Here is a 19,179-nt window from a genome sequence, read left to right on the forward strand (position 1 = left end):
CCACCGCCTCATTGGCGCCAACATGGACCGGCGCCTGCTGGAGAAGAGCGTGGAGGTGGCCATGGGCCAGCAGGAGTTCGGCTGGCGCGCGCTGAAGTCCTCGCTGCGAGTGGCCATCGACTCGCGCCCATTGGAGGGAGCAGGCCGCGTCGAGGACACCTTCAACCTGCTGGGTCATGCCGCGCGCAAGGTGGTGGCATGCGTCGCGGGGCTGCTGAAATGCTCCACTGACAGGGTGTGTCGCGAGGCGGGCATTCCCCTGCTGCTGGAGTCGAGCGTGAAGAAGGCGCTGGATGTGGATTGGAATGAAGCCGGGCAGAGGACACGGGCGCTTCAAGTCCTCATCCAACAATTGGACAGCCTGGTGCAATGGCTGCGGCGGGAGTTGCCCGAGCAACTCGTGGAGGAGCCCCTGGCGGGGCACCTCAAGACGCTCGAGCAACTGCGCGGCCAGGACCTGGAGCCGGACCCGGACGGAGGAGGAGTGCGCATCCGCCAGACCGTGGCGCACGACAGGCGCGTGTCGGTGGAAGACGGCGAAATGCGTCACGGGCGCAAGAGCCAGAGCAAGCGCTTCAACGGCTTCAAACAACACATCGCGGCGGAGATGGAGTTGGACCTCATCGTGGCGTGCACCGTCACCCCAGCAAATCGGCCCGAGGCGGAAGCCACCCCAGAACTCCAAAAGGACATGCAACGGCAGGGAATGGAGATTGGCGAGCTGTACATCGACCGTGGGTACATCAAAAGCCCGGTGGTGGAGTCGGTGCTGGAGCAGCGAGGCGAGGTGCTGTGCAAGCCGTGGGCGACACAGAATGGGGAACTGTTGCCCAAGTCAGCATTCAAGCTGGACATGAGGAGCCGGACAGTCACATGCCCAGGAGGCCAGAGGCTGCCCTTCAAGCCTGGGTCTGTCGTGGAATTCGATGCAAAGGTATGCGGCCAATGCCCTCTACGTGCCGAGTGCACGACGGCTCAACCCGAGCACGGGCGGATGGTACGCATTGCCGAGGATGAGGCTCTCCAGCAGCGACTGCACAAACTGGTGAAGTCGCCGACGGGCCGCGCACGGCTCAGAGAACGGGTGAAGGTGGAGCACCGGCTGGCCCATCTGTCTCGCCGACAGGGACGGCGAGCCCGCTACCGCGGAGTGCGCAAGAACACCTTTGACCTGCGACGTGCCGCTACCCTCCAGAACATCGAGTCCTGGCAGCGGCACCTTGAATCGCCTCGGGCTCAAGCCCAAAAGACTGGGGTACCTTCAAACCGTCCGGTGCTCTAGACGCGAACGGCGTTGTCGTCCATGCGTACGATCTCAAGTTCCCGTGCCCGGGGACCAACGGTGCGAAATGGGAAACGTACGGGGAAGGGGATTACTGGAGGGATTGGTTGCAGGGTGATCTCTATGAAACCGCCCTCAATGTGGAGCCCTTGCTCGTTTCCCCTCGGAGTGGGGTATCCATACCGAAGAGGCAGTAGAGCGAGAGGCCGCGATGCGCTACCCCAGGTTGCGGTACCACAATGAGCGTGGAGGGCTGAGTGCGAGCGATGCCGTGCTCCTGTGCTTCTACTTGCCGCATCCCAACGAGTGGATTGCTCCTGCCGTCATCCGTGCCGTGGAACTCTTTCGGGAAAGGATAAAGCCGTATCAGTTCACCTGGAATGACACGGGTGACGGGCAGGCCGAGCCACTCGATGAGGCTTCGTGGGACAGGACCCGCAGGAAAACCCTTGAGGCGGAGCCTGGCGGGAGCGGTTCCTTGAGGTTGGTGGGTGAAGACCCCGGAGTAGATGACCTCCTCGTGGACTATCGGGGGCTGTCCCCTGTCCCCCTGCCCTGGCCTGAGCGGAAGGATGACGTCTGTGTCCTGTACCTGCGCCTGCCCACGGAGTACCTGGAGGAGCGGGGGCCGGAGCACGTTCATTCGCTCGCCCGCGAGCTGGCGGCGGAGCTTCCCTTCTCCTCGGGCTACGTGGATTTCGTCCTCTGTTCATCCAGTCTTCATGCGGTCCCGGCCCTCGAACTCGTCCGCCCGCGTTACCCGGGTGTGCATCTGACTTCGAGCGGTGCCACCATGTACGTGGGCATCCGCGTCGAGGGCGTGCACTGGATGAACTTCCTCGGGCAGCCCGTACTCGGAGAACTCGGCGGTGTGTCCAGCCTGCGCGAACGTCTGGCCCTCCCTGGCATCTCCCTCCAGGAGATGAGCGGAGACCGGGTCCTCATCACGCTGGGAGCACAGCCGGAAGTAGGGGAGGTGGAGGCGGACCGGCGGCTTGCCCCGTACCGCGCGCTCGCCCGCGTTCTCGAGCCCGTTCTCTACCAGCGAAAATCCATGTTCGGTCGCCGGGTTCCCGAGGAACTGCTGCGCTGGGACCGCCGCTTCCTGGAGTGACGATCCGCGTCCAGCGCACCATGAGGTAGGCTCCGCCTCGTGGTGAGCCTGTCGAGCCCAGACCCGCGTTTCTCTCCCTCCTGGAGTCCCCGGAGCTCGCCGCTGCCCGCGCTCGCGGTGGCGGGCGTGGGGCCAGTGGCGCTCGCGCTCGCGCGACGCGTACTGGCAGCCGACGACACGGAGCTCGCCCGGTGGAGTGGTGTGGCCGGCCCCGGGGTGCTCGTGCTGCTGGGCGACACGGAATTCCTTCCGTGGGTAGAGGGCGTCGTCTACCTCGGCCGCGACGCGGCGGCTCCCGCGCTGCTGCTGCCGTGCACGCTCGCTCCGGATGTGGCCCCCGCCCTGCTCGAGCGCGCGCTCGTCGCCCGCGCCCAGGTGGGCACGCCACTCGCCGTACTGCCTCGCACCTCGCACCTCGTACCCGTGGGCGCCGCGCGTCCCGTCTCCCGCGACACCGTGCGCGCCTGGCTCGCGAAGCAGGAGGGCGCATGAGCGAGCTGCCCGAGGCGCTGCGTCCCTGGGCCGCGCAGCTGTCCCTCTTCCCCGAGGACCTGGCGCTCAGCCTGGGGGCCCACGTGGCGCGGCTGGCCGCGGCGCTCGGCCCGATGCGCGCTCGCAACGAGATGGAGGGCGGCGAGCCCCAGGGCTACGACGGTCTCACCCGCCGCGGCTCCCCCGAGCGGCTGCTCATGAGCGAGTGGTTGATGGCCCTGGAGGCTCCGGACGAGTTCGTGCGCCGCGCGGCCTTCGGCGAGCAGGCCTTCCTCCGTCCCGCCTTCCGCCAGCCCCAGGGGGGACGCCGCACCGTGGCCCTGCTGGACGCCGGGCCGGATCAGCTCGGCGCTCCCCGCATCGCGCACATGGCGCTGCTGGTGGCGCTCGCCCGGCGCGCCGAGTCCGCGGGCGCGGCCTTCGCCTGGGGCGTGCTCCAGTCCCGTCCCGGAAAGCAGCCCTTCTCCACCGTCGACGCCGCCTCCCTCGGCCAGTGGTTGAAGGCCGGCTCCGATGCGCCTCCGCTGCCCGCGCAGCTCACCGCGTGGCGCGAAGCGCTCGAGCTGGGGCGTGCCCCCGAGGACGTGTGGCTGGTGGGCAGTGCGCGGCTGGCGCGCCTGCCGGGGGCCGAGGGCCTGTCCCACGTGGCCGTGGACGAGGTGGTAGCTCCCGGTGCCCGGCAGCTCTCGGTGGCGGTGCGGCCCGCGTCCCGGCCTCCACGCCAGGTGGTGCTGGAGCTGCCTCCCCCGCCCCAGTGCGTGCGGCTGCTGCGCGACCCCTTCGCCACCGCCGTCGCCGCTCCCGTGCTGGACTCCCGCACCAGCCTCGTGCGCTCCATCCAATTCTCCGCGGATGGTCTCCGGCTGCTGATGACGTATGCGAACGGCGGCGTCGCGGCGCAGGCGTTGCCTCAATCCCCACGTGACACGGCGCCCAGGCCCAAGCGCTTCATGGCCCCCACCGGCGAGCGGGTGGCGGCCCTGGGCTGGCGCCGCACCGGCGGGTTGCTCGTGGTGACGTGGCACCAGGCCGCGGCCTCGGTGCACGTGCATGGCACCCTGCGCGGGCACTCCGCTGGCCGCGTGTTGACCCTTCCCCTGGACGCCCTGCCCAAGACGCTGCATGCCTCGCTGGTCGCCGGGCCCCCGCTGCTGGCCCTGTCCATGTTGCGTGAGGGCCGGGAGGTTCCTCTCGTGCTGGACCGCGAGCGCACGCTCCATCAGCTCGCCTCGGGCGAGCGCCTCTTCACGCCGCTCCTCCATGGCGTGAGCGCGCTCTTCGAGCGCCGGAGCGGCCTCTTCTTCGTGGACCGGGACCGGCGGGAGGACCGGGCCGACTCGGCGCCGCGGATCGGCTGTCTCGCGCCCAAGGAGTTCGATGGATGGACGCGGACGCTGCCCGTCGAGGGGTCTGATGTCGCGTACTTCGGCCATATGCGGGACTTCTCCCGGCATACGCCGGGGCCCCCGCTCGCCATCCGCAAGCATCTGGACGAGTGGTGGGTGACGCGGGACTCCCATGATGAGCAGAAGGGTGCGTGGGTATCCTTCGGCCTCAATGGGCGCGTGGTGGGGTTGTGCTGCTGGCCGTTGGACACGCCGCTGCCCGGCCTGGTGGTGCTCGGGGATGACCAGCGCACCTTCTACTGGGTGACCGGGGACGGCCCCGCCAAACTCGTGGTGAAGGCATCGGATCGCGTCGTCTCCAGCGGGGTCAGCCCCGCACTGCCCCTGATGGCCTGGAGGACGGAGCAGGGCGAGGTCTGCGCCTGGAGCTTCCAGCACCGCGCCCTCGTCTATCGCGCCACGCCGGGAGGAACGTCATGAGACCCGCGCGTACGCCACGGCCTCGCGCCCATGTCCACCGTGGCTCCGTGGAGGGGGTGGCGCTCTGGTTCGACCCCGTGCTGCTGGGCGAGGCCGAGGCGCGCCGGCGCGTGCTGGCCGCGTGGACGCCCGGAGCGGGCGTGTATGCGCTCGATGGGGGTTTCCTGCTGCGGCTGCCGGCCCCCCGCCGCATGGAGTGCTCCGCGGCGCCGGGCCTGCCCTTCACCCTGGAGGACGGTGTCCTGCTCTCCGCGCCCCTCTCGCCCTCCGAGCGCGAGCGGCTCGCCCCCACCTCGGGAAGCGCCGTGCTGGTGCGCGAGGGGACGGCGCGGGTGCATCCGCTCGAGCCCTCGCGGCGGGTGGATGTGTCGGCATGGCTCGACGTGTCCCACTTCGACGTGGTGCCCATGGAGGGACTGGGCGCGCCACCGCCGCCCGTGGCCACGCTCGCGCCCATCGAGGCGCCCCCGCGCGCCCGTTTCGGCGTCGGACCACCCGCTCCCGAGGCCGAGGCGATGCGGGCCCGCATGGAGGGCCGGCCCGTGCCGCAGCCTCCCGTGCCACAGCCTCCCCGCGCTCCGGGACTGCTCGAGCGGCTGCGGGCCTGGTGGAGCGCGGTGCCCCAGCGGCCCGGCCAGGCGACCGTGAACGCGGGAGGCGCCGCGCGTGCGACGCTGCTCGAGCGGCTGCGGGCCTGGTGGAACGAGCGTGGGGGCACGGGCGTGGGCTCGGGCAGTGGCTCCGGGAAGGCTCTTCCCACACCCCCGCCTCCCCAGGGGCCGGGATTGTTCTCCCGGCTCGCCGAGTGGTTGGCCCGTTCCACGCCGCTGGGCTCGCTGCTGGGCCAGCGCAAGGCGGAGTACGTGCGGCGGCTCTTCGACCTCTTCGACGAGGGCAACCTCCAGGAGGCGCTGCGCTACGCCATCCCGCTGGCCAAGGGTGCACCGTCGGAGCACGCGCGGGTGTCGCTGGGGTTGCCGGGCCCCCGGGAGCAGCTCACCATCCAACCCCGTCAGGGCGGAGCGGCCAGCGTCTTCGGCGGCGGCGCGCAGGTCTACGATGCGCTGCGCGAGCGCTACCGCGAGGCCTTCCGGAAGCTGGAGCGCGAGGGCCGCATCGAGGAGGCCGCCTTCGTCCTCGCCGAGTTGCTGCACGAGAGCGAGCAGGCCGTCTCCTTCCTGGAGAAGCATGGCCGCCTCCGGCTGGCGGCGGAGCTGGCCGAGGGGCGCCAGCTGGCGCCGGGGCTGGTGGTGCGGCAGTGGCTGCTGGCCAAGGAGGTGGCACGGGCGGTGGACGTCGCCCGGCGCACGGGCGCCTTCGCGGACGCGGTGCTACGGCTGGAGCGCTCGCACCCGGCGGAGGGCCGGGTGCTGCGGGTGCTCTGGGGCGAGGTGCTCGCGCAGACGGGAGACTATGCGCGCGCGGTGGAGGTGGTCTGGCCGGTGGAGGACGCACGGCATCTCACCCACGCGTGGATGGAGCGGGGCGTGGCTCTGGGCGGTGTCTCCGGCGCGCGGCTGCTGGCGCGGATGCTGACGGTGTTTCCCGAGCACTTCGACAAGGTCCGGACGCGGGCGCTCGCGCTGCTCGACTCGGATGAAGCCGATGGGGCTCCCGCGCGCCAGGCCTTCACCGAGGCGCTGGCGCGAGAGGTGGAGAAGAGGGCGACGGAGCCGGGCTTCGCGCTCCTGCGTCCCGCCGTGCGCGCCCTGCTGCGGGACCGTGCGGCGGGCCACGTGCCCTTGAAGCCCCGCGAGCTGGGCAACCTGGCGTTGTTGACGGGAGACACGGTGCTGCAGGCGGACCTGCCCTCGTTGTCTGCCCTGCCCGAGCGCGGGGGCTTCCCGGCGGAAGCGGCGCCCCACGTCTTCGACGCGGCGGAGGGCGGACCCTGGTCCATCCACGACGCGGTGCCCCTGTCCGGAGGGAGGCTGCTGGTGGCGCTCGGCGAGGCGGGCGCGCGGCTCGTCACGAGTGATGGCCGGTGCGTGGCGCACTTCGACGTGCCCGCCTTCTCGCTGGTGCTCTCGGTGCACGAGGACCGGGCGTTGGCGCTCGCGCCGCGCGGGGAGCTGAAACGCGTCTCCCGGTTGGACCTCGCCGGACGCCGGGCCGAGCCCTGGTGCGACACGCGCGTGGACGCCTTCGCTCCGGTGTACGACGGCAACCTGTGGTTCTTCGCGGTGGAGGACACGGTGATGGCGGTGGATGCGCTCGCCGCCGAGCCGCGGGCGTTGTGGCGGGTGCCGCGGGTGGGCGGGCAGGTGCTGAAGCTGGCGGTGGGCCTGGGTGAGCTGAGCTTCGTCACCTTCAACGCGGCGGCGGAGCTCGAGCGCTGGACCTACTCGCTGCCGGACCCCACGTTGCGCTCGCGCCAGGTGATGGCTCGCAAGCTGGAGTCGCTGCGCCACCTCTCGCTCACGGTGGATGGGGAGGTGGCGGCGCTCAACGAGGAGGAGATCCGGTGGCTGGACGGCCACAGGGCGGCTCCGGTGCGGCCGCCCCTGCTGCCCTGGACGGCGCTGAGGGGACTGGTGCTCGGCGGGCCGAACATGGTGGCGATGGAGCCCACGCCCGCGGGCGAACGGGTGTGGCTGCTCGAAAGAAAGGAGGGCACGGCGCGCGCGCGCTTCTTCTTCGAGGGGGACGTGACGGTGTCCGTGCGTTTCCTCTTCGCGGAGCTGCTGCTCTTCGACACCGCGGGCCGGTTGGCCCGGGTGGACCTGACGCGGGGCGAGGTACGGCGGGTGGTGCTGCGCTGAACGCAGGCGCGCCGGTCCTCCCACATCCGCGTGCCCACCAGGTGACAGATGATTGCTCCATGGGACACTCCGCGCGAGGCCGTTTCTTGCCGTCCAAGGTTCTTGTGCGCACCGTAGGGACATGGCCCTCCAGTTCACACTGTCGCAGCAGGTGGCTCGCCTTCTGTCGGGCTGTCCCGCGACCGTGAGGGGGCGCGTCCTGCGCGAGCTGTCGCAGCGGCTCTCGGGTGTCCAGTCTCTTCCGCGCCGTGGACTGGAGGTGGGGGTGCTGCGCCTGCCCTCCGGCTTCCAGGTCAGCTACCGGCTGGACCGGGAGCGGCAGCAGGTGGAGATGCTCGACCTGGCCGGAGCGCCGGGCTAACAGCGCCGCATCGCCTCCCGCAGGAAGTTGCGCAGCACGTTCAGGTCCACCGGCTTGGGCACGGCGCCGAGGATGCCCTCGGGCAGCGGGTGGGCATCCCCCGCGCCGGACACCACCACCACGGGCAGCGAGCTCAGCGCGGGATCCTCGCGCACGTACCGCATCAACTCCCAGCCGCTCATCACCGGCATCATCAGGTCCAACACCATCACCGCGGGCCGGGGCTCGCACCGCAGCCGCTCGAGCGCCTGCAGTCCGTGCTCCGCCACGTCCACCTCGTAGCCGAGCGCCTCGAGGAACTCGGCGAGCAACTCCCGGCTGTCCGCATGGTCCTCCACGACGAGGATGCGGTTGCGCACTCCGCTCATTGTCCTCCTGGCCTTCCTTCCCGGCGGCCATAGCACGAGCCCACCACATGGGCCGGAAAGACGCTTGCGTCCGGGTGCGCCAGGGTTGGCTCCTGGACCGATGGAGCACCTCCTGGGGCCGGGAAAACCCTCCCGGCGTGGGGGGTTGGGCCCGAATCGTTCGGCGTGGGACATCTGGGGTACTCGGGGAAGACGAAAACCAGGTCCCATGTCCCGGACAGGATGTGAATGGTCACCCCGTCACCTGTCGCCTCCAGCGCGGGAGACGACCTGGAGCGTTCGGTTCACCTCTGAGGCCATGGGCTGGGGCGGCCATGAAGCACGCGGTCCCAACCTCGCGTTCCGGCGAGCACTATTAGGGTCCCAGATTTTCGCGACTACCCATCCTGTCCTGTCGCGGGCGGCCTCTCCGGCTCTAAGCAGACGGCCTGATGGGTCGTCTGCGCGAGAGTCAGAAAACCACCATGGGACAACCGTCGACCGGCAAGCTGGCAGCGAACGTGGGTGAGATCGCGCGTGAGGCGCGGGTTCGTTCGGGGCTGACGCAGGCCGACGTGGCGGAGCGGGTGGGGCTGGCGACGGAGGTGTACGGGCGGCTGGAGCGGGGGCGGATGCTGCCCAGCGTGCCCTCGTTGCGGCGGTTGTGCATCGCGCTGCGGACGCCCTCGGACACCTTCCTGGGCCTCAACACGGGGGAGGTGGCCACCTGGGTGGCCGAGTCCACTCCGCCCGAGTACGAGGAGGTGCCCGAGCTGCGCCGCCTCATGCGCACGCTGCGCAAGCTGGACGCCTCGCAGCTCAAGTTGATTGGCCTCGTGGCCGCGGCGCTGCAGAAACGTTGACCACTGGCGGGCAGGCGGGCCCCTCCGTGGCTGTCAGGGCTTGTCTTACCCCCGGCGGGCTGGCGTCATGGGCTCCTTCCCTGCACGGACGGGTGACATGGCGAACGAGCAGCGGCGTGTGAACGCGGTGTGGAAGGCTCGCGCGGCCCTGGTCCTGGCGCTGCTGGCGGGGCTGCTCCCCCTCGCGCCGGCCCGGGCGCAGGCACCCACCACGTTGCCCGGCCTGGGGAGTCTCCCGGACGCGCCCCTGGCCAGCCCCGACGCGGGCCTGGTGCCCACCGAGGTGGGCGTACAGCGCGCCGAGGGAGGCTTCACGTTGCAGGGGGCGGACGGGGGCACGCCGTCGGCCCTCGAGGCCCCCACGCTGGTGGCGGACGCGCCCGCGCGCTACCCCGAGGCGCTCGTCGCACAGCCGGTGGCGGGCACGGTGCGGTTGGAGCTGCTGGTGGACGAGGAGGGCGAGGTGGCCGAGGTCCGGCTCCTCCAGGGCCTGCACCCGCTGCTGGACGAGGCCGCCCTGCACGCCGCGCCCGGGCTGCGCTTCTCTCCCGCGAAGGTGGACGGGGCGCCGGTGCCGGTGCGGCTGCATTTCGAGTACCGCTTCGAGGCACCCCAGCCGGTGGCGGAAGCTGGCACGCCGCAGGCGCCCGTCACGCTGCGCGGGCTGGTTCGGGCCAAGGGCAACCGCAAGCCGCTGGCGGGCGCCGTGCTCGTGTCGAACGCCGCGGAAGGCATGCCCGTGGAGACGGGGCCGGATGGACGCTTCGAGGCGCGCCTGCCCCCGGGAAGGCAGACGGTGCGCATCAACGCTCCGGGCCACAAACCCGGCTACTTCCTCGAGGAGGTGCGCCAGGGCGAGACGCTCGAGGTGGTGTACGGCCTGGAGCCGCTGGTGGTGAACCCCTACGAGACGGTGGTGCGCGGAGACCGTGAGCGCACCGAGGTGTCCCGCGTCACGCTGCAGGACGCCGAGCTGCGGGAGATCCCCGGCACCATGGGAGACCCCTTCCGGGTGATGATGTTGATGCCCGGCGTGGGCAGCATGCTCTCGGGCGTTTCCTACCCGGTGGTGCGCGGCAGCCAGCCGGCCGCCACGGGTTACTTCCTCGACGGCATCCGCGTCCCCATCCTCTTCCACCTCTTCCTCGGGCCGGCCGTCATCCACCCGGACTTCATCGACTCCATCGACTTCTTCCCGGGCAACCCGTCCCCCCAGTACGGACGGCTCACCGGTGGCGCGGTGGAGGGCCGGCTGACGCGGCCTCGCGATGACCGGCTCCACGGCAGCGCCTACGCGGACCTCATCAACGCGGGCCTCTTCCTCGAGTACCCCTTCCAGTCCACTGGCACCAACGTCTCGGTGGCCGGGCGCGTCTCGTACACGCCGTGGTTGATCGCCGCGGCGGCCAACGCGCTGCAGCCGCCCGGTGCCAACGACTCGAAGCTGGTGCTGGACTTCTACGACTACCAGGCGCGCATCGAGCAGGAGGTGGGACCGGGCCGGCTGCGCCTCTTCGCCTTCGGCTCCTCGGACACCTTCGGCACCCAGGCGACGAGCGACGACGGCGTCACCGCGCTGCAGTCCGTGCTCTTCCACCGGGTAGACCTGCGTTACCGCCACCCCGTGGGCGGCGGCGAGCTGGAGGGCGGCGTCACCTGGGGCATGGACCGGTTCGCCCTGGGCAGTGAGAGCGCCTCCTCTGGCGGCACCACCATCGACATCGACCAGAGCAACCTCACCGCGCGCCTGGGCTACCAGCGCAAGTTCGGCGAGGCCTTCTCGCTGCGCAGTGGCCTGGACGTGGACCACAAGCGCGCGGTCGTCTCGCTCCTGCAGCGTTTCGTGCCTCCCACGGGCGGCCCGCTCGAGGAGATGAGCTTGGAGCTGCCGTTGGCGATCGGCACCTTCAGCGGCCTGTGGGCGGAGCTGCAGTGGGAGGAGAAGGACTCGCCGTGGACGGTGGTGCCCGGCCTGCGCGTGGACAACTACCACCTGTCCGGCGGCATCAACCATGTCGCGGTGGAGCCGCGCCTCACCGCGCGCCGGAGGCTGGGCGAGCAGCTCACCCTCAAGGGCGGCGTGGGCCTCTACCACCAGGCGCCCACCACGCTCATCAGCCTGCCCGTCGTCGACATCGCGGCGCTGGACCAGGGCCTGCAGCAGGCGCTGCAGGTGTCGGCGGGCGTGGAGTACAAGAACCTGTGGGGCTTCGACGTGAGCCTGGATGGGTACGTCAACCCGATGCTGCGCACGGTGGAGCTGACGCCCTTCGGCAACGAGGAGGCGCCCATCGTGACGCCGGACGATCCCGATGATGGAGTGGGGGACCCGCGGGATCCACGGCCCGGGCCCGGGCCCGGGCGAAGCCGCGTGGTGCGGGGCATGCAGGAGCAGATTCCCCTGCCCGACATCGAGATACCGAACGTGAGCAGCCGGGGCCTGTCGTACGGCCTGGAGTTGCTCATCCGCCGGCCGCTGGGAGGCAACTGGTTCGGCTGGCTGTCCTACTCGCTGCAGCGCAGCACGCGGCGTGTGCGCTTCACCCGCTTCAACGACCAGGACGTGCCGGTGGGCCAGGACGAGGCGGACCTGCCCTACGTCTTCGACCAGACGCACGTGGCCAACCTGGTGCTCAGCTACAAGTTCGCCAACAACTTCACGGTGGGCGGGGTGCTGCACTTCAACACCGGCCGTCCCGAGTCGGGCAACCTCACCAGCCGCACGATGACGCAGGGAACGGACAGCCTCGGCCAGCCGCGCTGGGTCCGGGTGGACAGGGACAGGGTGGACCGGCTGCCGCCCTTCTTCCGCTTCGATCTGCGTCTGTCCAAGGCCTGGGCCTACGACACCTTCACGCTCGAGGCGTACCTGGACATGCTCAACGTCACCATCAGCCAGGAGGTGGTGGCCTTCGACTACGCGGGGGGCATCGGCTTTCCCCTGCAGAAGCGCCCGACGGGCCTGCCCATCGTGCTGCCCATCCTCGGCCTCAAGGGCCGCTACTGAGCAGAACCTGACGGAGATGGGTAGCCTTCACGGCCCGATGGAACCACTGGTTGAGGATCGACAGGTCCTTGCACTCCAGGATTCGTTGCCGGGACTGCTCGTCGACGAGGATGCCCCGCTCGGTGAGGAGCATCAACACGCTTTCGGCGCGGGCTTGGATGTGCCCCCTCCGCTCTCCCCGGTCCATGAGTTGCTCGCCATAGCTTCGCATCAGCACCTCCGCTTGCCGCGCATCCATCACTGAATGTAACACCTGCCCAGTGGCTTGGCGGCTGCGCTTGTCCCCGATCCAGATGAGGTATCGGATGGCCACCAGCAGATTCTCGGTGCCATCGGGGGTGGCATGCACTTGCGCCAACAATGCCGTCCACTCCGGGAGACGGTCGGCCAGCTCCCCAGTGCGCCCGTAGCGCAGCACAAGCCACGCCAGCCGGGCCATGGGCGGGCCGGAACGCGCCATCAGCGCTGCGGCCCGCTCGGTGGTCAGGTCATCGAGCAGGTACTTGAAGCGCGGCACGAATGCGCGCCAGGCCTCCCGCTCGTCCTCTTCATCCGGCAGGTCGAACAACTCTTCCATCCGCCGTGGCGCGGACCAGGTGCCTTCCGGCCCGTGGTACATGACGAGCGGTATCACCACCGGCAACTTCTCGCTCTCCGGGTTCGCCTTGCGCCAGTGCTCGAGCTGGCGCACCACGTAGCGCAGCATGCGCAGCGCCATCCACCTGTTCACGGAGGACTGGTGCTCCAACAGCACGTAGAACAGCAGGGCCCTCCCACCCCGCAGGCGCGCCGAGAAGAGCAGGTCGCTCTGGGTCTCCCGCAGCTCCGGATCCACCACGGAGCCGGACTCCCGCCGCAGCGTGGACCAGTCCACCTGCGAGACGACCCCGGGAGGCAGCACGGCGCGCAGCTCGGCCGCGGCCCGCTCGGGCTGACCGAAGGTGTAACGGACGAAGAGATCATGAGGACCAGGCATGGCGGGCGGCGCCGGTAGGAGCACGTGGCGGGCCAGGGCCTCCGCGCTCTCGACCCATCTGTCCGGGTGTGTCCACACCCGTCCCCACCATCCCGCCCGAGAGACATCCCTCGAACACGTGAGGGCCCCCTCCCGGAGAATGAACACCAGGTCATGGCCGACACCGGGGGGGTCATGGCATACTGTTTCTTCGCACCGTCCTCCGGGCATCCCAGCGCTCGACCCGGGTGGAGGTGAGGCGGGGGGATTTCCGTGACTTCATCCTGGGTTCCAGGGCCCGAGCTCGCGCGGCAGCTACATGCCGAGTGTCCGGATGCATGCATCCTCTTCCAGTCCGTGCGGGACGACGCGGGTGCGCTGCTCGACTTCCAGGCGACGGCCCTCAATCCGGCCGCCGAGGCACTGGTGAAAGGCCTGTCTCCAGGTCCGTCTCCAGGCCGCTCTTTGTCCTCGTGGGCCGGCGCGCTGCGAGGCCTGCCGGAGCGGAGCGCCCTGGGCAGGGTGGTGGACTCGGGCACTCCGCTGTCCTTCGAGGTGCACGGCCGCCTGGATGGGGCGGAGCGCTGGTTCCGGGCCCGGGCGCTGAGGCGAGGGGATGGCTTCTCGCTGTGGCTCTCCGACATCACCGATGTCTTCGCGGAGCGGCATGTGCTGCGCGAGGAGCTGCACAAGGAGCGGGCCGCCCGGGCCCGGGAGGAGCACCTGCGGCTGGCGCTGGAGACGGCGCGGATGGTGACGTGGGAGTGGTCGGAGGCCCGGCTCACCCTCGTCTGGTCTCCCAACGCGGAGGCCTTCTTCGGCCATCCGCCCGGAGGGCTGGGCGACACCCTGGAGAGCTTCCTGGAGCGGGTGCTCCCCGGCGAGTGGACGCGGGTGGCCGAGGCCTTCCTGCAGGGACTGTGCGCGGAGGGCCCCTACACCTTCCAGTTCCGCGCGCCCTGGCCGGATGGCACCCAGCGTTGCTACGAGCTGGTGGGGCAGACGTACCGGGAGAATGGCCGGCCCACGCGGATGCTGGGCGTGGTGATGGACTGCACCGAGCGCGAGCGCTCGCAGGCCGCGTTGCGCGAGGCCGAGGAGCGCTACCGGCTGGTCTCCTGGGCCACCAATGACGTGCTCTGGGATTGGAACCCCTCCGGCGAGCACATCCACTGGGGCGAGGCCTGCCGCACGGTGTTCGGCTACGCGTCCGAGGAGATGGGGGGCATTTCCTGGTGGGAGCAGCAGCTGCACCCCGATGACCGGGAGCTGGTGCTGCGCAGCCTCGAGCACGTGCTGGGGTCGGGAGGGGAGTCGTGGCTGGCCGAGTACCGCTTCCGGCGCAAGGACGGCACGTACGTGCACGTGCTGGACCGGGGGCTGGTGGCCCGCGACGCCCAGGGACGTACGGCGCGGATGATCGGCTCGATGATGGACATCACCGAGCGCAAGCGCGCGGTGGAGCGGATGCAGGAGGAGGCGCAGTTCCGCGAGCGTTTCATCGGGATTCTCGGGCACGACCTGCGCAATCCGCTCAACGCCATCATGCTGTCCGCGCGGCAGTTGCGGCGGCGCGATACGCTGTCCACGGTGCAGCAACTGGCCCAGCGGATCGACGCGAGCGCGGCGCGCATGGGGAACATGATCTCCGACATCCTCGACCTGACGCGGGCGCGGCTGTCCGGGGGCATTCCCCTGCACCTGGCGCCCACGAGCCTGCCCGCGGTGTGCCGGCAGGTGGTGGAGGAGCTGACGGTGGCGCACCCGGGGCGCGACATCCTCGTGGAGGCCGAGGGGGGGGGAGACGGTATCTGGGACCCGGAGCGGCTGGCCCAGGTGGTGAGCAACCTGGTGGGCAACGCGCTGGAGCACGGCGAGCGCGAGGGGCCCGTCTTCGTGCGCTGCCGGGACGAGGCCGGGCAACAGGTGTTGGAGATCTCCAACGCGGGCACGCCCATTCCGGGTCATCTGCTGGCCACGCTGTTCGACCCGTTCCGTCAGGTGGGAGCGGCCCGGAGCGGGCGGGGCAGCGGGCTGGGGCTGGGGCTCTTCATCGTCCGCGAGCTCGTCGAGGCCCACGGCGGCCAGGTGACGGTGCGCTCCACGGAGGAAGAGGGGACGACCTTCACGGTGATGCTGCCCCGGGACGCGCGAGCGTTGGACCGGGGCGGCAGTGGCGTCCTCCCGGAGGAGGCGCACACCGGTTGAGGTTCGGACAGCGGCTCGGGCCGGGGCTCAGGCCTGGGCGCTGCTCGTCTCGACGTGGCGCAGGGTGAAGAAGGCCACCTCGGGGTAGGTGCCCCGGCGCAGGTAGGGCCCGCCGAAGCCGAAGCCCAGCCCCATGTTCACGTACAGCTGGTTGCCGCGCACGTGGTAGTGGCCCTGGATGTAGGGCTGGCCGGCGCGGCGGAAGATGGCCTCGGTGAGGCCGCGCACCACGAACTGGCCGCCGTGCGTGTGCCCGGAGAACTGCACCAGGTTGCCGTTGGGCGGCAGCTTGTCGACGGTGGGCGGCGCATGCGTGAGCACCAGGCGCGTGCCCGACTCGGGTGCTCCCCGGAACGTGGTCTCCACGTCGTCGCGGTGCGTGCGCCCATCGTCGATGCCCAGCACCGTCACCGGCGCCCCGCGCATGGGCACCACCCGGTGCTCGTTCTGCAGCACGGTGTAGCCCAGGCGCTCGAAGCCCGTGCGCAGGTAGTGCGCGTCCACCCAGTGGTCATGGTTGCCCAGCACCACGAAGACGGGGCTGGTGAAGCCGGCCAGCAGCTCGATGACGCGCGGCAGCGGCTTGGGGCTGTGCGTGACGTAGTCGCCCGTGAGGAACACCAGGTCCGGGGTGCGCGCGTTCACCTCGGCCACCGCCCGGCGGATGCGCACCGCGGACGTCGCCTGGCCCACGTGGATGTCCGACAGGTGCGCGATGCGCAGCCCATCGTGCTCCCGGTGCATCCCCGGCACGTGCAGCACGTTCTCCGACAGCGTGAAGTGGTCGCGCCACCGCAGCCGCGCGTCCGGCCGCAGTGGATCCGGTCCGATGGCCCTCAACTCGTTCCGCTTCATGTGGTTCCGGTGCGGCCCGGGCTCGTGGGCGGAGACCGCCTTGGCGGTCAGGGTGGCGGAACGGCGGCGGGCGAGTCTCAAGGCCATGAATTTCCTTCCGTCGGCGGGGATCGGCTCGAATTGTAGAGGACACCGGCCACGGACGACGAGGCCGGGCCCCGAGTCCGCTTGTCCGGTCTCCAGCCGATGTCAGCGGGCGGAAGGTAAAGGCTGGGAGCCCTTCGAATATTCCGGGCCGCCGGCATCCCGCCCGGCGGCCCGGTGGTGGAGCGGGCCTCAGTGGCCCCGGATGACCGTGAGCCCCGCGTTGGTGAGCACGTAGAGCATCGCCGGCTTCACGGTGGGGTCGTACAGCAACTGCCTCACCACCGTTCCGTTCACGCCCTCGACGTGCGTCAGGCCCTTCTGCCCTTCCATCCGCCACAGCCCGAAGCCCTCGGTGCCGATGAAGAGCGAGCCATCATCCGTGGCCGCCAGCGAGGTGAGCCGGTCGGTGGGCAGCCCCGAGAGCTTGGTGCCATGGGCCTCGGAGCGGCGCGCGATGGTCATCTTCCACAGTCCGTAGTCCTTGCTCGCCACGTAGTAGAGCCCGTCCGTCGTCTGCTGGATGCCGCGCCAGTGGTCCATCTCCGGCTCGCTGTTGAGCCCCTGGAGGTAGGAGTTGAGCTTCTCCGGGTTGAGCGTCTGGCTGGTCTTGTCCCAGTCGGCCAGGAGCTCCGAGGGCGTCACCACGCCGAGGCTCCAGTCATTGCCGATGAGCACGTCTCCGTTCTGCGCGATGCCCAGCGCGTACGTGTAGCCGGCCATCTGCGACAGGGTTCCGTCCGGCTTGGGCTTGAACCACACCGGGTGCCGGTGGCTGTTGTAGACGGTGCCCTGGATGCGCGTCACACCGTGGTTGGTGCCGATGTAGACCTGCCCGCGGTGCTTGCCGCGCATCACCTTCGTGCAACTGAGCACCGAGCGGTCCTCGTCGAAGTGGTGGTCGTTCGTGTTGCGGATGCCGACGTCCTGCGGCCCGTTGCTGCGCGCCGAGCGGCTCAGGTGCGTCTCCAGCGCCACGCTGCCATCCGGCTGCAGCTTCACCACGTCCAGGTCACCCTTCTGGTACTCCTGGTAGCGCACCGGATCGAAGCGCGCCGGGTCCGGATCGTTGTAGGCGGGGAAGTTGCTGCCATCCGGGCTGTAGATGAAGGCGCTGTCCAGCTCGTACGTGTGGTAGCCCACGTACGCGCGGCCCGCGCTGCCACCGCAGATGACGGTGGAGCCGAGGGCCAGCTTGTCCGGTCCGAAGCCCGGCGCCGCCTGGCCCACTCCGCTCGTCCACCGCGGCGAGGTGTCCCCGGGCCGCAGCACGCCGATGCGGTCTCCGTCGAGCAGCCAGATGTTGTACGCGTCATCCACCGCCACCGACCGCACGGTGCCGAGCCCGTAGCGGCTCGAGTAGTTCACCACCGGCTCGTCCGGCCAGGGCCCCGCCGTCACCACCGGATCCGTGGGACCGGGGTCGACCGGGTCCGGGTCCGTGGGACCGGGGTCGACCGGGTCCGGATCCGTGGGACCGGGATCGACGGTGACCGGAGGCTCCGTGTCCGGAGGCTGCGGGCCCACCGGCGGAGGCGGCTCCTCGTTCTGCGCCGGGTTCTCGTCCACTCCGGGGTTGCGCGGCTCCTCCGTCGTATTGCCGCAACCCCACGCCACCATCGCTCCCACCGCCCACGCCCCCAACAGTCTGCGCATGACCTCTCCCGCCTCCTCGGGCCTCGTCTCCAGACGAGTCTCGAAACACTCCGGGTAGAGCAAGCGCCGTACCCGCGAGGGTGAGGCGCCGGGTGGGAACGCGCGTGCCTCGCGCGGTGCCACGGAGGGAAGTGGATTCCCCCTCGCGTTCCCCGCCATGCCAGGGATGGGGCGGAAAACGACCGGGCCCGCTTCCCGGAGAGGGAAACGGGCCCGTCGTGTGTCTTGGGTCTTGCCCGGGGAGTGTCCCAGGCGTTGCCCTACTTGTTGCTCTTCTTGGCACCCTTGGGGCTCGTGGCGTTGATCTCCACCGCGACGGGCTCCTCGCCCTCGAGCTGGAACTTCGCGCGCACCTGGGCGCCCTCGGGGATGTCCTTCACCGCGACCTTCTTGCCGTCCAGCATCACCTTCGTCTGGTCACGCACGTCCAGGTCCGCGTCGGGCAGGCCCTGGCGCGTGAGGGTGATCTCCTCCCTCGCCTGGCCCTTGAGGGTGCCCGTGACGGAGAAGGCCTTGTCCGTCTTGAAGGTGCCGTCCTTGTTCGTGTCGAGCCCCACCGCGGCGGCCGCCTCCTTCGCCTTGTCCTCGATGGCCGGACCGACCTCGCTGGCGTCCAGGCCCGTCTTGACGCGGGTGGTGTCGTTCTTCTGGTGCTGCTCCTGGGCCTGGGTGGTGTCCGTCTGCGCCAGGGCGGCCGTGCTCAGCGTGAGAACCAGTGCAGTCAGCAGCTTCTTCATGATGACCCCTCCAGTTGCGTGTGGGATACCTGCCGCCAAAGGGTGGTATCCCGAGGGGTTGGCGCCAACCCGGAGCTATTCCGGACGAGGGCTTCCGTCCGGAGAGCAGGCAGGCGGGAAGGCGGGGGCTGTCACGGCGGGGCGAGCGCCCCTAGCCGCACTGGTCGCACAAGCCGCGCAGTTGGATGTCCACCGAGCGGGCGGCCACGGACTTGGGCGCTCCCTTGGTCGACGAGAGGCGGACGGACTCGGAGGGCAGGCAGGCCACGGTGCCGCAGTCGGTGCACGTGAAGTGCGGGTGCGTGCCCTGGTGGGCCTTCTCCTCGCGCTTGAGCTCGAAGCGCCAGACGTGGTCCCCCAGGTCCGCCCGCACCACCAGTCCGGCCTCGGTGAGGTCGGTGAGGTTGCGGTAGATGGTGACGCGGTCGTAGCCCTCTTCCCCCAGCGCCTCCACCAGGTCGGCGTGGCTCAGGGGAGACGTGGCGGACTCCAACTCGCGCAGCACGGCCACTCGCGGTGAAGTGCTGCGCAGCCCCGCGGAGCGCAGGCGGTCCTGGTAATCGGTCAGCTTCGGCTGGGTTGCATTCTTCCTGGCAGCCATCTTCCTCCGCATAACCCAACTTCTCGAAA

Annotated in this window: 15 protein-coding genes; 9 read left to right on the forward strand and 6 right to left on the reverse strand. The window is 70.3% G+C overall.

The features are described from left to right. The 6 genes from BO221_RS46970 to BO221_RS46995 all read left to right on the forward strand — a co-directional run. Positions 1-1,282, forward strand: a 1,282-nt coding sequence (locus BO221_RS46970) for a transposase (RefSeq protein ID WP_073567477.1), incomplete at its 5' end; no start/stop codon positions are given. A 211-nt stretch (positions 1,283-1,493) separates the two neighbouring features. Next, positions 1,494-2,396, forward strand: coding sequence for a type VI immunity family protein (locus BO221_RS46975; protein WP_083682549.1), 903 nt, complete (start codon positions 1,494-1,496; stop codon positions 2,394-2,396). A 42-nt stretch (positions 2,397-2,438) separates the two neighbouring features. Then, positions 2,439-2,888, forward strand: coding sequence for a hypothetical protein (locus BO221_RS46980; protein ID WP_233166575.1), 450 nt, complete (start codon positions 2,439-2,441; stop codon positions 2,886-2,888). Beyond that, on the forward strand, positions 2,885-4,714 hold the full coding sequence (locus tag BO221_RS46985; RefSeq protein ID WP_073567479.1) for a hypothetical protein: 1,830 nt from the start codon (positions 2,885-2,887) through the stop codon (positions 4,712-4,714). The genes BO221_RS46980 and BO221_RS46985 overlap by 4 nt, the downstream gene beginning before the upstream one ends. Continuing rightward, the gene (locus BO221_RS46990) at positions 4,711-7,476 is read left to right on the forward strand and encodes a bpX6 domain-containing protein (protein ID WP_073567480.1); all 2,766 of its coding nucleotides are present in this window, start codon (positions 4,711-4,713) and stop codon (positions 7,474-7,476) included. The genes BO221_RS46985 and BO221_RS46990 overlap by 4 nt, the downstream gene beginning before the upstream one ends. Before the next feature lie 121 nt (positions 7,477-7,597). Next, positions 7,598-7,837, forward strand: coding sequence for a hypothetical protein (locus tag BO221_RS46995; protein ID WP_043410804.1), 240 nt, complete (start codon positions 7,598-7,600; stop codon positions 7,835-7,837). Here BO221_RS46995 and BO221_RS47000 read toward each other — a convergent pair. Next, positions 7,834-8,205: a response regulator gene (locus tag BO221_RS47000; protein WP_073567481.1), complete on the reverse strand. Its 372-nt coding sequence runs from the start codon at positions 8,203-8,205 to the stop codon at positions 7,834-7,836. The two genes, BO221_RS46995 and BO221_RS47000, sit on opposite strands and share 4 nt — an antisense overlap. 464 nt (positions 8,206-8,669) lie before the next feature. Here BO221_RS47000 and BO221_RS47005 point away from each other — a divergent pair, with 464 nt between their 5' ends. After that, positions 8,670-9,047: a helix-turn-helix domain-containing protein gene (locus tag BO221_RS47005; protein ID WP_043410808.1), complete on the forward strand. Its 378-nt coding sequence runs from the start codon at positions 8,670-8,672 to the stop codon at positions 9,045-9,047. Positions 9,048-9,144: 97 nt separating this feature from the next. Further along, positions 9,145-12,054: a TonB family protein gene (locus tag BO221_RS47010; RefSeq protein WP_073567482.1), complete on the forward strand. Its 2,910-nt coding sequence runs from the start codon at positions 9,145-9,147 to the stop codon at positions 12,052-12,054. Here BO221_RS47010 and BO221_RS47015 read toward each other — a convergent pair. Beyond that, positions 12,038-13,030, reverse strand: a complete 993-nt coding sequence (locus BO221_RS47015) for an Rpn family recombination-promoting nuclease/putative transposase (RefSeq protein WP_073567604.1) — start codon at positions 13,028-13,030, stop codon at positions 12,038-12,040. The two genes, BO221_RS47010 and BO221_RS47015, sit on opposite strands and share 17 nt — an antisense overlap. A 252-nt stretch (positions 13,031-13,282) precedes the next feature. Here BO221_RS47015 and BO221_RS47020 point away from each other — a divergent pair, with 252 nt between their 5' ends. Further along, on the forward strand, positions 13,283-15,217 hold the full coding sequence (locus BO221_RS47020; RefSeq protein WP_143196098.1) for a PAS domain-containing sensor histidine kinase: 1,935 nt from the start codon (positions 13,283-13,285) through the stop codon (positions 15,215-15,217). 27 nt (positions 15,218-15,244) lie between these two features. On the opposite strand, the gene BO221_RS47025 is transcribed toward BO221_RS47020, so the two are convergent. The 4 genes from BO221_RS47025 to BO221_RS47040 all read right to left on the reverse strand — a co-directional run bounded on the left by BO221_RS47025 (position 15,245) and on the right by BO221_RS47040 (position 19,150). Then, positions 15,245-16,159, reverse strand: coding sequence for a metallophosphoesterase (locus BO221_RS47025; protein WP_073567484.1), 915 nt, complete (start codon positions 16,157-16,159; stop codon positions 15,245-15,247). A 189-nt stretch (positions 16,160-16,348) separates the two neighbouring features. Continuing rightward, a complete protein-coding gene (locus BO221_RS47030) occupies positions 16,349-17,812 on the reverse strand; it encodes a hypothetical protein (protein ID WP_233166576.1) in 1,464 nt (487 codons plus the stop codon). A gap of 260 nt (positions 17,813-18,072) precedes the next feature. Further along, on the reverse strand, positions 18,073-18,549 hold the full coding sequence (locus BO221_RS47035; RefSeq protein WP_073567485.1) for a hypothetical protein: 477 nt from the start codon (positions 18,547-18,549) through the stop codon (positions 18,073-18,075). A gap of 151 nt (positions 18,550-18,700) precedes the next feature. Next, on the reverse strand, positions 18,701-19,150 hold the full coding sequence (locus BO221_RS47040; protein ID WP_073567606.1) for a Fur family transcriptional regulator: 450 nt from the start codon (positions 19,148-19,150) through the stop codon (positions 18,701-18,703). Positions 19,151-19,179 lie beyond the last annotated feature (29 nt).

This window comes from Archangium sp. Cb G35, from assembly GCF_001896145.1.
In the GTDB taxonomy this organism is placed as follows: Bacteria; Myxococcota; Myxococcia; order Myxococcales; family Myxococcaceae; genus Archangium; species Archangium violaceum.

Bases quoted from the DNA above. Each gene is read 5' to 3' on its own strand.
- BO221_RS46985 (WP_073567479.1), top strand. From the start codon at position 2,885: ATGAGCGAGCTGCCCGAGGCGCTGCGTCCCTGGGCCGCGCAGCTGTCC.
- BO221_RS47005 (WP_043410808.1), top strand. From the start codon at position 8,670: ATGGGACAACCGTCGACCGGCAAGCTGGCAGCGAACGTGGGTGAGATC.
- BO221_RS47035 (WP_073567485.1), bottom strand. From the start codon at position 18,549: ATGAAGAAGCTGCTGACTGCACTGGTTCTCACGCTGAGCACGGCCGCC.
- BO221_RS47010 (WP_073567482.1), top strand. From the start codon at position 9,145: ATGGCGAACGAGCAGCGGCGTGTGAACGCGGTGTGGAAGGCTCGCGCG.
- BO221_RS46995 (WP_043410804.1), top strand. From the start codon at position 7,598: ATGGCCCTCCAGTTCACACTGTCGCAGCAGGTGGCTCGCCTTCTGTCG.
- BO221_RS47025 (WP_073567484.1), bottom strand. From the start codon at position 16,159: ATGGCCTTGAGACTCGCCCGCCGCCGTTCCGCCACCCTGACCGCCAAG.
- BO221_RS46975 (WP_083682549.1), top strand. From the start codon at position 1,494: ATGCGCTACCCCAGGTTGCGGTACCACAATGAGCGTGGAGGGCTGAGT.
- BO221_RS47015 (WP_073567604.1), bottom strand. From the start codon at position 13,030: ATGCCTGGTCCTCATGATCTCTTCGTCCGTTACACCTTCGGTCAGCCC.
- BO221_RS47030 (WP_233166576.1), bottom strand. From the start codon at position 17,812: ATGCGCAGACTGTTGGGGGCGTGGGCGGTGGGAGCGATGGTGGCGTGG.
- BO221_RS47040 (WP_073567606.1), bottom strand. From the start codon at position 19,150: ATGGCTGCCAGGAAGAATGCAACCCAGCCGAAGCTGACCGATTACCAG.
- BO221_RS47000 (WP_073567481.1), bottom strand. From the start codon at position 8,205: ATGAGCGGAGTGCGCAACCGCATCCTCGTCGTGGAGGACCATGCGGAC.
- BO221_RS46990 (WP_073567480.1), top strand. From the start codon at position 4,711: ATGAGACCCGCGCGTACGCCACGGCCTCGCGCCCATGTCCACCGTGGC.